This window comes from Stenotrophomonas sp. (assembly GCF_036662295.1).
Taxonomy (GTDB): domain Bacteria; phylum Pseudomonadota; class Gammaproteobacteria; order Xanthomonadales; family Xanthomonadaceae; genus Stenotrophomonas.
Genome location: NZ_JAVWXA010000019.1, coordinates 38,161 through 52,338, shown reverse-complemented (window position 1 = coordinate 52,338; position 14,178 = coordinate 38,161). Strand labels below are relative to the sequence as shown.

Annotated in this window: 9 protein-coding genes and 1 pseudogene; 8 read left to right on the top strand and 2 right to left on the bottom strand. The window is 68.8% G+C overall.

Translation table 11 applies throughout. The features are described from left to right. The first annotated feature begins 190 nt into the window (after positions 1-190). Complete coding sequence (gene smc / locus RSA25_RS05970) at positions 191-3,694, top strand: chromosome segregation protein SMC (RefSeq protein ID WP_332807988.1); 3,504 nt, start codon at positions 191-193, stop codon at positions 3,692-3,694. Positions 3,695-3,739: 45 nt separating this feature from the next. After that, entirely contained in the window at positions 3,740-4,465 is a 726-nt protein-coding gene (zipA, locus tag RSA25_RS05965; protein WP_332807987.1) for a cell division protein ZipA, read from the top strand. Positions 4,466-4,642: 177 nt separating this feature from the next. Here the strand turns inward: zipA and RSA25_RS05960 are convergent. Then, a pseudogene (locus RSA25_RS05960) lies at positions 4,643-4,852 on the bottom strand (hypothetical protein); the annotation flags it as partial. After that, positions 4,756-5,118: a hypothetical protein gene (locus tag RSA25_RS05955; RefSeq protein WP_332807991.1), complete on the bottom strand. Its 363-nt coding sequence runs from the start codon at positions 5,116-5,118 to the stop codon at positions 4,756-4,758. The gene RSA25_RS05955 and the pseudogene RSA25_RS05960, both read right to left, overlap by 97 nt. 138 nt (positions 5,119-5,256) lie before the next feature. Here RSA25_RS05955 and ligA point away from each other — a divergent pair, with 138 nt between their 5' ends. From ligA to gyrA, 6 genes are all read left to right on the top strand, one after another. Then, positions 5,257-7,719, top strand: a complete 2,463-nt coding sequence (gene ligA / locus RSA25_RS05950) for an NAD-dependent DNA ligase LigA (RefSeq protein WP_332807986.1) — start codon at positions 5,257-5,259, stop codon at positions 7,717-7,719. Between the two features lie 9 nt (positions 7,720-7,728). Beyond that, positions 7,729-8,214, top strand: coding sequence for a GNAT family N-acetyltransferase (locus RSA25_RS05945; RefSeq protein WP_332807985.1), 486 nt, complete (start codon positions 7,729-7,731; stop codon positions 8,212-8,214). Beyond that, positions 8,211-9,155 carry an EF-P lysine aminoacylase EpmA gene (gene epmA / locus RSA25_RS05940; RefSeq protein WP_332807984.1) on the top strand — a complete coding sequence of 315 codons (945 nt, stop codon included), beginning with the start codon at positions 8,211-8,213 and terminating at the stop codon, positions 9,153-9,155. The genes RSA25_RS05945 and epmA overlap by 4 nt, the downstream gene beginning before the upstream one ends. A 218-nt stretch (positions 9,156-9,373) precedes the next feature. Continuing rightward, a complete protein-coding gene (locus RSA25_RS05935) occupies positions 9,374-10,036 on the top strand; it encodes a DUF3011 domain-containing protein (protein ID WP_332807990.1) in 663 nt (220 codons plus the stop codon). 43 nt (positions 10,037-10,079) lie between these two features. After that, a complete protein-coding gene (mtnA, locus tag RSA25_RS05930) occupies positions 10,080-11,141 on the top strand; it encodes an S-methyl-5-thioribose-1-phosphate isomerase (protein ID WP_332807983.1) in 1,062 nt (353 codons plus the stop codon). Positions 11,142-11,368: 227 nt separating this feature from the next. Further along, complete coding sequence (gyrA, locus tag RSA25_RS05925; RefSeq protein WP_332807982.1) at positions 11,369-14,086, top strand: DNA gyrase subunit A; 2,718 nt, start codon at positions 11,369-11,371, stop codon at positions 14,084-14,086. Positions 14,087-14,178: the final 92 nt, after the last annotated feature.

Here is a 14,178-nt window from a genome sequence, read left to right as displayed (position 1 = left end):
GCCTCTAACCAAACACAACCCCAACCCACCCCCACAGCCCGTGGAACAGCCGCCCCGTTATACTCAGGCTATCGCGTCGCCCTCGGGGCCATTGAAACCCAGCAACATCAATGGCTTGAGGGTGGAATCGCCCCGACATCCACCCTGGCGGGGGTCGCTTCAGGCCCTTGCCCCGGAAACCAACCACGCCATGCGTCTGTCCACGATCAAGCTCTCCGGCTTCAAGTCCTTCGTCGATCCGACCACGCTGCACCTGCCGACCAACATGACCGGCGTGGTCGGTCCCAATGGCTGTGGCAAGTCCAACATCATCGACGCCGTGCGCTGGGTCATGGGCGAAAGCTCGGCCAGCCGCCTGCGTGGCGACTCGCTCACCGACGTCATTTTCTCCGGCTCCTCGGCGCGCAAACCGGTTTCCCAGGCCACCGTCGAACTCATTTTCGACAATACCGACCACACCATTTCCGGCGAGTACGCCTCGTTCAACGAAATCTCGGTCAAGCGCACGGTCAGCCGCGACGGCCAGAGCGCCTACTACCTCAATGGCACCAAGTGCCGCCGCCGCGACATCACCGACCTGTTCCTCGGCACCGGCCTGGGCCCGCGCAGCTACTCGATCATCGAACAGGGAATGATCAGCCAGATCATCGAGGCCCGCCCCGAAGACCTGCGCGTGTACCTGGAAGAGGCCGCCGGCATCTCCAAGTACAAGGAGCGCCGCAAGGAAACCGAAACCCGCATCCGCCACACCCGCGAGAACCTCGATCGCCTGGGCGACCTGCGCGAGGAAATCGGCAAGCAGCTCGAACACCTCAAGCGCCAGGCGCGCCAGGCCGAGCAGTACCAGGCCCTGCAGGAAGAGCGCCGGGTCAAGGATGCCGAGTGGAAGGCGCTGGAATACCGCGGCCTGGACGGCCGCCTCGGTGGCCTGCGCGAAGCCCTCTCGCAGGAAGAAACCCGCCTGCAGCAGTTCATCGCCGAACAGCGTGACGCCGAGGCGCGTATCGAAACCAGCCGCGTGCGCCGCGAAGAAGCCGCCGACGCGCTCAGCACCGCCCAGGCCGAGGTGTACCAGGTGGGCAGCACGCTGGCCCGGCTGGAACAGCAGATCCAGCACCAGCACGAAATGGCGCAGCGCCTGAACAAGGCGCGCGACGAAGCCCAGCAGGCATTGGCCGAACTCGGCCAGCACATCAGTGGCGATGAGGCCAAGCTGATGGTGCTGCGTGAAGCCGTGGACGATGCCGAGCCGCGCCTGGAGCAGTTGCAGGAAGAAAACGAGATCAAGCAGGAAGCCCTGCGCGATGCCGAAGCCCGCCTGGCCGACTGGCAGCAGCGCTGGGAAGGCCACACCCGCAGCACGTCCGAGGCCTCGCGCGCCGGCGAAGTGGAGCGCACCCGCGTGGACTACCTCGATCGCCAGGTGCTGGAGGCCGACCGCCGCCGCGAAGCGCTGAGTGCCGAGCGCACCGGCCTGGACCTGGACGCCCTGGCCGAGGTGTTCGAGGCGCTGCACCTGCAGCACGAAACCCAGAAGGAGTCGCTGGACGGGCTCAACGAACAGGTGGAGCTGCGCAAGGAGGCCGTGGCCGCGTTGCAGGACCGCCAGCGCAGCGGGCAGACCGAGCTGGCCGAGATCCGCAAGCAGGCCCAGGCCGCGCGCGGTCGCCTGTCCTCCCTGGAGACCCTGCAGCAGGCTGCACTGGGCCAGGAGCAGGGCGCGGCCGTGGCATGGCTGGCTGCGCGCGGGCTGGATTCGGGCGCGCGCGTGGGCGAGCGCCTGAGCGTGGAGAGTGGCTGGGAAAATGCCGTGGAAAGCGCACTCGGCCAGTTGATCGAAGGCGTGCTGGTCGACGCTCCCGAGCAGCTGGTCGGTGAACTGGCCGAACTCGGCGATGGCCGCATCGCGCTGGTGTCCGGCCGCGAGGACGCGCTCAGCGTGGCGCCCACCTCGCTGGCGGCGAAGGTGCAGGGGCCCACGGCGATCCGTCGCCTGCTGGCGCGCCTGCACGCCGCCGAGGACCTGGACGCAGCGCGGGCGCTGCAGCCGACGCTGGCCGAGGGCGACTCGGTCATCACCCGTGGCGGCGAGCGCCTGGGCGAGGGCTGGGTGCGCGTATCGCGCTCCGGCGCGGCCAAGCAGGGCGCGCTGCTGCGCGAGCGCGAGATCGTCACCCTGCGTAGCCAGATCGACACGCTGCAGGAGCGCGAGGCCGCGCTGGAGCAGCAGCTGTCCACCTTCCGCGAGCAGCTGCTGGCCGGTGAGCAGCAGCGCGAGGACGCGCAGCGCCAGCTTTACCAGGCCCACCGCAGCGTCTCCGAGCTGGGCGGGCAGTTGCAGAGCCAGCAGGGCAAGGTGGAAGCCGCACGGACCCGCATCGATCGCATCGAAGGCGAGCTGGTGCAGTTGCTGGAAACCCTCGACACCGGCCGCGAGCAGGTGCGCGAAGCCCGGGCGCGGCTCGACGATGCGGTCACCAGCATGGGCGACCTGGAATCGGTGCGGGCGTCGCTGGAAGGCGAGCGCCGCCAGCTCACCGATGCCCGCGACCAGGCCCGCGACCACGCCCGCAACGTGCGCGAGAGCGCGCATTCGCTGGCGCTGACTTTGGAATCCCAGCGCACCCAGATTGCCTCGCTGAGCCAGGCGCTGGAGCGCATGAGCACCCAGCGTGGACAGCTCGACACGCGCCTGGGCGAACTGCACTCGCAGCTGGACCAGGGCGACTCGCCGGTGCAGACCCTGCAGGCCGAACACCAGAACGCGCTGGGCGAGCGGGTCCGCGCCGACCGCGTGCTGGGCGAGGCGCGCACGCTGCTGGAAGGCATCGACGCGGAGCTGCGCAACTTCGAACAGACCCGGCACAAGCGCGATGAGCAGGCGCTGGCCCAGCGCGAGCGCATCTCCCAGCGCAAGCTGGACCAGCAGGCGCTGGTGTTGAGCGCCGAGCAGCTCTCGGCCTCGGTGGAGAAGGCCGGTTTCGTCCTGCAGGACGTGATCAACACCCTGCCCGAAGAGGCACGCGTGTCCGACTGGGAGCAGACCGTGCACCAGATCGACGGCCGCATGCGCCGCCTGGAACCGGTCAACCTGGCCGCCATCCAGGAGTACGGCGAAGCCTCGCAGCGGTCGGAGTACCTGGATGCCCAGAACACAGACCTGACCACCGCGCTGGAAACGCTGGAAGAGGCCATCCGCAAGATTGACCGCGAGACCCGTGGCCGCTTCAAGGACACCTTCGACCGCGTCAATGCGGGCGTCCAGCAGCTGTATCCGCGCCTGTTCGGCGGTGGCCACGCCTACCTGGAACTGACCGGTGAAGACCTCCTCGACACGGGTGTGGCCATCATGGCGCGGCCGCCGGGCAAGCGCGTGTCCAGCATTTCGTTGCTGTCCGGTGGCGAGAAGGCGATGACCGCGGTGGCGCTGGTGTTTGCGATCTTCCAGCTCAACCCGGCGCCGTTCTGCCTGCTGGACGAGGTGGACGCGCCGCTTGACGAAGCCAACGTGGGCCGCCTGGCCAACATGGTCAAGGAAATGAGCGAGAAGGTGCAGTTCCTGTTCGTCAGCCACAACAAGGCCACGATGGAAGCGGCGCACCAGCTCTCGGGCGTGACCATGCGCGAGCCGGGCGTGAGCCGCCTGGTCAGCGTGGACCTGGAAGAAGCGGCACGATTGGCGGGCGCCGCCTGACGTGCCATGCTTACCTGAACGTATTTAGCCGGAGACCCCCACCGAATGTCCGACATGGCACTGCTCCGCATCGGCATCCTGGCCGCCGGCCTGCTGTTGATCGCCGCGATCTTCCTATTTGGCCGCCCGAAGAAGAAGTCGCAGGGCCGACGCGTCGAGGCCGCCGAGAGCGGCGCCGGCAGCCGTCGTGAGCCCAGCCTGGGCGACGGCGACGGCGCACCTGCCGCCGTTGGCGAAGACGGCGTCACCCAGGCCGAGCTGGGCCTGCCCGAGGTGGACGGCGGCGCGGCCAGCGACCTGGGCAAGCGCGCCAACCAGGATTTCGACAAGATCGTGTCGCTGTTCGTGGCCGCGCGCGCCGGCGAGCAGCTGCGCGGCGAGGACATCGTGGTGGCGGCCGAGAAGACCGGCCTGGTGTTTGGCCACATGAATGTTTTCCACCGCCTGGTGGAAGGGCATCCCGAGCGCGGCCCGATCTTCTCGATGGCCAGCATCATGAAGCCGGGCAGTTTCGACATGGCCAACATCCGTGAGATGGAGACCCCGGCGATCGCCTTCTTCCTCACCCTGCCGGCGCCGCTGACCGCGCTGGATGCGTGGGAAAAGATGCTGCCCACCGTGCAGCGCATGGGGGAGCTGCTCGACGGCGTGGTGCTCGATGACAGCCGCAACGCCCTCGGCCGCCAGCGTATCGCCCACATCCGTGACGAACTGCGGGCCTACGACCGCCAGCACCAGGCCCCGCCGCTCACCAAGGCGCCGCGCTGGTAAGGACCTCGCCGGCCCACCGCCGGTAGGGTCGGTTCCCAAACGACTGCCGAAAACGGTGATCGGGAGGGTAGCGCATGGACGTTTGGCGGAAGCGCGCTTTTTCGCTCTGATGTCATGGCCAAATGAAGTGCACCGGCCATCCGCGGTCGTTTGGAAATCGACCCTACCGATTCCGCATCAGCCGTTGGCGGCTACTGCGTCCGCGAACGCCTCGCGGAACGCGTCCATTTCTGCCTCCGTCCCCACGCTCACCCGCACCACCTGCGGCCAGATTGGCCAACTCCGGCCGATCACCACGCCGCGTGCCGCCATCGCCGCACTGAACGCCTTGCCGTCGCGCTGCACATCGACCATGAAGCAGTTCGCAGGCGCACCTGTTCCTTGCCCAGGCCGGCCTGCACGGCGAACAGGTCCCGCAGTTCGCCGGCCAGCGCGAACCGGTAGCGGCCGCTGCCGGCCACGATGTCGCGCGCCGCCGCCTGCGCGGCCGGTGCCGGGCCGTAGGGGCATTGGTTGAAGTTGAGCAGGACCGGGCCGGCGGGTGCCGGCGCCGCCGCAACGGCCGGCGCGGTCGCCAGGCCGCTGGCGGACAGGGCCAGGCCGGTGCCGGCCAGTTGCAGGAAGGTGCGTCGGGAAGCAGTGGCAGCGGTCACGACACACCTGCAGGCAAGGACTCCGCGCACGCTAACGCCGCGGCTGGATCGCGGCAATAGGCCGCCCGATGCCGGCGTGGGGTGGTTGGCGCAGGCGGCAGGCCATAAAATCTACGGCCCCTTCAGGATGCGTCCCGCATGAGCCCCAGCCCCGCTGAACGTGCCGAAGCGCTGCGCCGCCAGATCGACGCCGCCGGTACCGCCTACCACGAGCGCGACGAGCAGCTGATTCCCGATGCCGACTACGACCGGCTGGTGCGCGAACTGGAAGCCCTGGAAGCGGCCCACCCGGAGCTGGCCGTGGCCGATTCGCCCACCCGGCGCGTGGGCGGCAAGGCCTCCTCGCGCTTTGCCGAGGTGCGCCACGCGGTGCCGATGCTGTCGCTGGGCAATGCCTTCAGCGCTGAGGAAGTCGGCGATTTCGTGCGTCGCATCGGCGAACGCCTGCGCCGCGATGCGCTGTATTTTTCCGCCGAACCCAAGCTGGATGGCCTGGCCATCAGCCTGCGCTACGAAGCCGGCCAGTTCGTGCAGGGCGCCACCCGCGGCGACGGCGCCACCGGCGAGGATGTCACCGCCAACCTGCGCCAGATCGCGGTGATTCCGCAGGCGCTGGCCGGGCAGGGCTGGCCGCAGGTGCTGGAAGTACGCGGCGAGGTGTACATGGCCCGCGCCGATTTCGAGGCCTACAACGCACAGGCGCGCCTGCACGAGGGCAAGGTGCTGGCCAATCCGCGCAACGCCGCGGCCGGGTCGCTGCGCCAGCTCGATCCGAAGATGAGTGCCCGGCGCAAGCTGAGTTTCTACGCCTACGGCACCGGCCAGGTGCAGGGCGGCGAGCTGCCCGACACGCATTCGGCCACGCTGGCGCAACTGCGCGAATGGGGCTTCCCGGTGAGCGACCTGTGCCAGGTGGTGGAGGGCAGCGACGGCCTGCTGGCCTACTACCGCCACATCGGTGAGCAGCGCGATGCGCTGGCCTTCGATATCGATGGGGTGGTCTACAAGCTGGATGACCGCGCCGGACAGGAACAGATGGGCTTCGTCTCGCGCGCGCCGCGCTGGGCGATCGCGCACAAGTTCCCCGCGCAGGAGCAGACCACCACCGTGGAGGCGATCGAGATCCAGATCGGCCGTACCGGGGCGGCTACCCCGGTGGCGCGGCTGGCACCGGTGGCGGTGGCCGGGGTGATCGTGTCCAACGCCACCCTGCACAACGCCGACCAGATCGAGCGGCTGGATGTGCGCGTGGGCGATACCGTGATCGTGCGCCGCGCCGGTGATGTGATCCCCGAAGTGGTCAGCGTCATCGCCGACCGCCGCCCGGCCGGCACCGCACCGTGGCGCATGCCCAGCCATTGCCCGGTGTGCGGCTCGGAGATCGTGCGCGAAGAGGACGCGGCCGCGTGGCGCTGCTCGGGCGAGCTGAGCTGCCCGGCGCAGCGCAAGGAGGCCATCGCGCACTTCGCCTCGCGCCGCGCGATGGACATCGACGGCCTCGGCGGCAAGTACATCGAAACCCTGGTCGACGCGGGCATCGTGCGTGGCGTGGCCGACCTCTACCGGCTCAGCCGCGACCAGCTGCTGCAGCTCAAGCTGGTGCTCGATGCCGAGTCGCCCGAGGCGCTGGCCGCGCAGATCGGCCTGCACCTGCCGCCGGAAGGCAGCGGCGAGTACCTGCGCGGGGTGCTGCAGCTGGACGGCAACGAGGACGGCTGGCGCGCGCGTGCGCTGGCCATGCCGGCCCGCTTCGAGTGGAACACGAAGAAGATCGCCACCCGCTGGGCCGACAACCTGATCGCCGCGATCGATGCCAGCCGCGCCACCACGCTGGAACGGCTGCTGTTCGCGCTCGGCATCGAACACGTGGGCGAGAGCACCGCCAAGGCGCTGGCCACCTGGTTCGGCGACCTCGAGTTGATCCGCCACCTGCCGTGGCCCCTGTTCAAGCGTGTCCCGGACATCGGCGGCGAAGTGGCGCGCTCGCTCGGCCACTTCTTCGAGCAGGCCGGCAACCAGGAGGCGATCACCGACCTGATCGAGATCGGCCAGGTTCGCATCACCGATACGCGCGCGCCCTCGGCCAAGCTGCGCGATGGGCTGGATTTCGCACAACTGCTCGTCGAGGCCGAAATCCCCGGCATCACCCGCCTGCGCGCGGAGAAACTGGTGGCCATGCTGCCCGATGCGCAGGCGCTGCTGGATGCCGAGCCGGTGCGCCTGGTCGCCGCCGGCCTGCCCAACGAGGTGGCGATGGGCCTGGCCGACTGGCTGGATCGCGACGGCCACGGCCCGATGCTGCTCAAGGCCGAGCAGTACCGGCAGCAGCTGCTGGCGCGTGCGCCGGCGCAGGCCGAGCAGGTGGCCGGGCCGCTGGACGGGCAGACCGTGGTGCTGACCGGTACGTTGGCGCAGATGACCCGCGACGAGGCCAAGGCGCGGCTGGAAGCCCTGGGCGCCAAGGTTTCCGGCAGCGTGTCGAAGAAGACCGCGTTCGTGGTCGCCGGCACCGAGGCCGGTTCCAAGCTGGCCAAGGCCGGCGAACTGGGTATCGAGGTCTGGGACGAAGACCGCCTGGTCGCCTTCCTGGCCCAACACTGAGAGGCTGGCATGCAGATCGTACCGCTGGATTTCCGCGTGGCCACCGTCGCCGACACCGAGCTGCTGATCGGGCTGATGCAGGCGTTCTACGCCGAAGACAAACTCGACTTCGACCCGGCGCGCGTGCGCCCCGCGCTGGCCGCGTTGCTGGAGGAGCCGCGCAACGGCGAAGTGCTGCTGTGGCTGGCCGAAGATGGCAGCGTGATCGGCTATGCGGCCCTGGCGATGGGCTTCAGCCTGGAGCAGGGCGGTCACTTCGCGCTGCTGGACGAGCTGTACTTCAGCCATGCCGCGCGCGGCCGCGGCCGCGGCAAGCAGGCGCTGGCGATCCTGGAGCAGCGTGCCAACGCACGCGGCGTGGCGCGCATGCGGCTGGAGGTGAACCACCACAACGAGCTGGCGCGACGGATGTACCTGGCCACCGGCTACGTGGACGACACCCGCGACCTGCTGACCCTGTCGCTGGCCGAACGGCTCAAGGACGCGCGCGCATGATCGCCGCCCTGCGCCAGCGTGCCGCGCTCAATGCGCTGATCCGCGCATTCTTTGCCGAACGCGACGTGTTGGAGGTGGAAACCCCGATCCTCTCGGCGGCGGGCAACACCGAGCCGAACATCGACAGTTTCCAGACGCGCTTCAGCGGTCATGTCGATGCGGGCACCGCACAGCGCTGGCTGCGCACCTCGCCCGAGTACCCGCTCAAGCGCCTGCTCGCCGCCGGCGTGGGCGACTGCTACGAGCTGGGCCGTGTGTTCCGCAACGGCGAGGCCGGCGGGCGCCACAACCCCGAGTTCACCATGCTGGAGTGGTACCGGGTGGGCTGGGACCACCACCGCCTGATCGGGGAAACCGCCGCCCTGGTGCAGGCCGCGCTCGGCCTGGTGCAGCGCACGGCCTGCCTGCAGGTGATCGACTACCGCAGCCTGTACCACCAGCACGTGGGCGTGGACCCGTTCGAGGCCAGCCTGGCGCAGTTGCAGGCGCCCCTGGCGCAGGTGCGCATCGATGCCGACGGCCTGACCCGCGACGACTGGCTGGACCTGCTGATGACCCACTGCATCCAGCCGCACTTCGATGACGACTGCATGACCGTGGTGCACGACTGGCCGGCCAGCCAGGCCGCGCTGGCGCGGGTGCGGCCGGGCACGCCGCCGCTGGCTGAACGGTTCGAGTTGTACCTGGGCGCGGTGGAACTGGCCAACGGCTATCACGAGCTGAACGATGCGGCTGAACAACGCGCGCGCTTCGAGCGCGACCATGCCACGCGTCGCCATCGTGGCGACGTGCTGCCGCCGCTGGACGAGGCCCTGCTTGCCGCGCTGCCGGCGCTGCCGGCCTGCGCGGGCGTGGCGGTGGGCGTGGACCGCCTGCTGATGGCGATGAACCGCACGCCGCGGATCGCCGATGTGCTGGCCATCGCGTTCGCGCGTGCCTGAACGGTTTTGCCGGCGATTCAAGCCGTTTTCGACGCACGGGTGTCTTGCGCGGACCGCATGATGATGCTCTGATCACATCGGATGTCCGAAGGTGCTCATGTGATCGTTCAGGTGCGGCGGGGACTGTGGTGATGAAGCTGTTGGAGGGAGCAGACCTGCCGTCGTGGAGCGCGCCGCGCTGGACGTGGACGTGGTGGACGCTGGTGCTGTGCAGCGCGATGGTGCCGCTGGGCGCCGGCGCCGCCGATACCGGTTATGCCGGGCAGGTGGTGCGCTGCGAATCGCGGGACATGGAGTGGGTGCACTGCGACATGGCGGTGGCCAATGGCGTGGATCTGGTCCGCCAGTTGTCGGGCAACGCCTGCATCCGTGGCACCGAGTGGGGCACCGACCGCTCCGGCGTCTGGGTGACGCTGGGTTGCCGTGGCGAGTTCCGCAGCCGTGCCGCCGCCGGCACCGCGCAGGGCGCGCCACGCAACGTGCGCCGCGTGCTGCGCTGCGAATCCAACGGCCGCCCGCAGAACTGCCCGGTGGTGCTGCAGGGCGCGCCGGTGCGCCTGCTGCGCCAGTTGTCCTCGATGCCGTGCCGCGAAAACCACAGCTGGGGCGTGCGCCGCAACGAGGTGTGGGTGACCCGGGGCTGCCAGGGCGATTTCGAGATCGGCGCGGCCGACGGCTCGGGGTTCCTCGATGTGCCGCGCACCCTGGTGTGCGAATCCAAGTCGCGCCAGCGGCGCTTCTGCGGGGCCACCATCAGCAAGGGCGCGCGCCTGTCGCGGCAGCTCTCCGGCAGCGCCTGCGAGGAAGGCCGCGGCTGGGGCTGGGATGCGCGCGGGGTGTGGGTGGACAAGGGCTGCCGCGCCGAGTTCCAGGTGAACTGAGCGCCCGTATGGCGGTGCGTCCGTGCGCCGCTACAATGGTGGGATGAACGCATCCACCGACATCGACTACGCCCGCTACGACCACATCCGCCCGATCCTGTGGACCGGCGATTCCCTGCAACTGCTGGACCAGCGCAAGCTGCCGTTCGTGGTGGAGCACGTGGAATGCCGTGACAGCGACGCGGTGGCCGAGGCCATCCACGCGCTCACCGTGCGCGGCGCGCCGGCCATCGGTATCGCCGCCGCCTGGGGCGCGGTGTTGGCGGCCACCGACGTGCAGGCCGACGTCGGCGCCCAGGCGCTGGCCAGGCTGGAACCGGCGCTGCAGCGGCTCAACGCGGCCCGCCCCACCGCGGTGAACCTGGCCTGGGCGCTGGCGCGCATGCGCCGCGCACTGGCCCCGGCCGGCGCCGACTGGCGCCAGGTGCTGGTGGCGCAGGCGCAGGCCATCGCCGATGAAGACCTGGCCGCCAACCGCCACATGGGCGCGCTGGGCGCGGGCCTGATCGAGGCCGGCAGCGGCGTGTTGACCCACTGCAATACCGGCTCGCTGGCCACGGCCGGGTTCGGCACCGCGCTGGGCGTGATCCGCGCGGGCATGGCCCAGCACCGCATCGCCAAGGTCTTCGCCGGGGAGACCCGGCCGTGGCTGCAGGGCGCGCGCCTGACCGTGTGGGAGCTGCAGCAGGACGGCATCGACGCCACCCTCATCGCCGACTCGGCCGCCTCGCACCTGATGAAGACCGGGGCGGTGCAGTGGGTGATCGTGGGCGCCGACCGGATCTGCGCCAATGGCGATACCGCCAACAAGATCGGCACCTACCAGCTGGCCATCGCCGCCCGCCACCACGGGGTGAAGTTCATGGTGGTGGCCCCGTCCTCCACGGTGGACATGGACACCGCCGATGGCGAGCAGATCGAGATCGAACAGCGCGACCCGGGCGAGCTGTACGGGGTAGGGGGCACGCGCACCGTGGCCGAGGGCATCGCCGCCTGGAACCCGGTGTTCGACGTCACCCCGGGCCACCTGATCGATGCCATCGTGACCGAGCGTGGGGTGATCCTGAACCCCACGGTGGTCAACATGCAGGCCGCCTTCGGCTGATTGGGCGGCGGCCGTGCCACGACCCACGGTCGTGGCCTGCCGGGCCGGACCCCGCCAACGCCCGCAACGCTCCCGTAAGTTCCTGATTCTTGCCGGTAAAACCCCCGTAAAAGCGGGCGGAAAACGGCCCGTTGTGGTAGACTTCGCCGGTTAATCGAGATTCCGACGCGGCCGCCCCGAAAGGGCTGGCGCGGCGGACTGGACCGCACCCAGACAACGGAACCCGAATGGCAGAAACCGCCAAGGAAATCATCCAGGTCAACCTGGAAGACGAGATGCGCAAGAGTTACCTCGATTACGCGATGAGCGTGATCGTGGGCCGCGCACTCCCGGATGCGCGCGACGGCCTCAAGCCGGTGCATCGCCGCGTGCTGTTTGCGATGAGCGAACTCAACGCGCACGCCAACAAGCCGTACTTCAAGTCGGCGCGTATCGTCGGTGACGTCATCGGTAAGTACCACCCGCATGGCGACCAGTCGGTGTATGACACCTTGGTACGCCTGGCGCAGCCGTTCTCGCTGCGCTACATGCTGGTCGATGGCCAGGGTAACTTCGGCTCGGTCGACGGCGACTCCGCCGCGGCGATGCGTTACACCGAAGCGCGCATGTCCAAGCTCACCCATGAGCTGATGGCCGACCTGGACAAGGAAACCGTCGATTTCCAGCCCAACTACGACGAGAAGGAACTGGAGCCGACGGTCATGCCGACCCGGTTCCCGAACCTGCTGGTCAATGGTTCGGCCGGTATCGCGGTGGGCATGGCCACCAACATCCCGCCGCACAACCTCACCGAATCGATCAATGCCTGCATCGCGCTGATCGACAATCCCGAGATCGATGTCGACGGCCTGATGGAGTACATCCCGGGGCCGGACTTCCCGACCGCGGGCATCATCAACGGTACCGCCGGCATCGTGGCCGGCTACCGGACCGGTCGTGGCCGGGTGCGCATCCGTGCCAAGGCCGATATCGAAGTGGCCGACAACGGCCGCGAATCGATCATCGTCACCGAGATTCCCTACCAGGTGAACAAGGCGCGGCTGATCGAGAAGATCGCCGAGCTGGTCAAGGAAAAGAAGCTCGAGGGCATCAGCGAACTGCGCGATGAGTCCGACAAGGACGGCATGCGCATCTTCATCGAGATCAAGCGCGGCGAGTCGGCGGAAGTTGTGTTGAACAACCTCTACCAGCAGACCCAGATGGAGTCGGTGTTCGGCATCAACATGGTGGCGCTGGTCGATGGCCGCCCGCAGTTGATGAACCTCAAGCAGATGCTCGAGGCCTTCGTGCGCCACCGCCGCGAAGTGGTCACCCGCCGCACCGTGTTCGAGCTGCGCAAGGCGCGTGCCCGTGCGCACGTGCTGGAAGGCCTGACCGTCGCGCTGGCCAACATCGATGAAATGATCGAGTTGATCAAGACCTCGCCCAACCCCAACGAGGCGCGCGAACGCATGCTCGCCCGCCTGTGGGAGCCGGGCCTGGTCGGGTCGATGCTGGGCGCCGCCGGTGCCGAGACCTCGCGCCCGGAAGACCTGCCCAAGGGCGTGGGCCTGATCACCGGCGGCTACCAGCTGACCGAGATCCAGGCCACCCAGATCCTGGAAATGCGCCTGCACCGCCTGACCGGGCTGGAGCAGGACCGCCTGACCGAAGAGTACAAGCAGCTTCTGGAAACCATCGCCGGGCTGATCCACATCCTGGAAGATCCGGACCGCCTGCTGCAGGTGATCCGCGAAGAGCTGATCAACGTGCGCACCGAGTTCGGCGACGAGCGCCGCACCGAGATCCGCCACAGCGAAGAAGACCTGGACATCCTGGACCTGATCGCCCCGGAAGACGTGGTGGTCACCCTGTCCCATGCCGGCTACGTCAAGCGCCAGCCGGTCAGTGCCTACCGCGCGCAGCGTCGCGGCGGCCGTGGTCGCAGCGCGGCCTCGACCAAGGAAGAGGATTTCATCGAGCAGTTGTGGCTGGTCAACACCCACGACACGCTGTTGACCTTCACCAGCGCCGGCAAGGTGTTCTGGCTGCCGGTGCACCAGTTGCCCGAAGCCGGTTCCAACGCCCGTGGCCGCCCGATCATCAACTGGATCCCGCTGGAACCCGGTGAGCGGGTGCAGGCGGTGCTGCCGGTGCGCGAGTACGCCGAACGCCAGTTCGTGTTCTTCGCCACCCGCAACGGCACGGTCAAGAAGACCCCGCTCAGCGAGTTCGCCTTCCGCCTGGCGCGCGGCAAGATCGCCATCAACCTGGACGAGGGCGATGCGCTGGTCGGCGTCGGCCTCACCGACGGCGAGCGCGACATCCTGCTGTTCGCCTCCAACGGCAAGACCGTGCGCTTCGGCGAGGACAAGGTCCGCTCAATGGGCCGGACCGCCACCGGCGTGCGCGGCATCAGGATGGCCAAGGGCGAAGAGGTCGTGAGCCTGATCGTGGCCGAGAGTGCCGGCGGCAGCGAGGACGAGAACGAGGACGAGGGCAGCGTCGAAGAAACCGTGATCGAGAACGGCGAGGTTGCCGTGATCGAGGCCGGTGACGACGACGGCATGTACATCCTGACCGCCACCGAGAACGGCTACGGCAAGCGCACCCCGCTGCCGGATTACCCGCGCAAGGGCCGCGGTACCCAGGGCGTGATCGGCATCCAGACCACCGAGCGCAACGGCAAGCTGGTCAGCGCGGTGCTGATGGGCGCCGCCGACGAAGTGCTGCTGATCTCCGATGGCGGCACCCTGGTGCGCACGCGTGGCTCTGAAATCAGCCGCGTGGGCCGCAACACCCAGGGCGTGACCCTGATCCGCCTGTCCAAGGACGAGAAGCTGCAGGCCGTCGAGCGCATGGATGCCTCCATCGACGATGAGGAGCTGGCGGTGGAAGCGTTGCCGCCGGTGGAAGGCAGCGTGGAGACCGCACCGGCTGCCGGTGACGAGACGCCGCAGGGCTGATCGCCTCGTTCACGCCGTATCGCGACAACGCCGGCCCTGTGCCGGCGTTGTCGTTTCCGGGGCGGGCGATCGCGGCATCTTGCCGATCATGG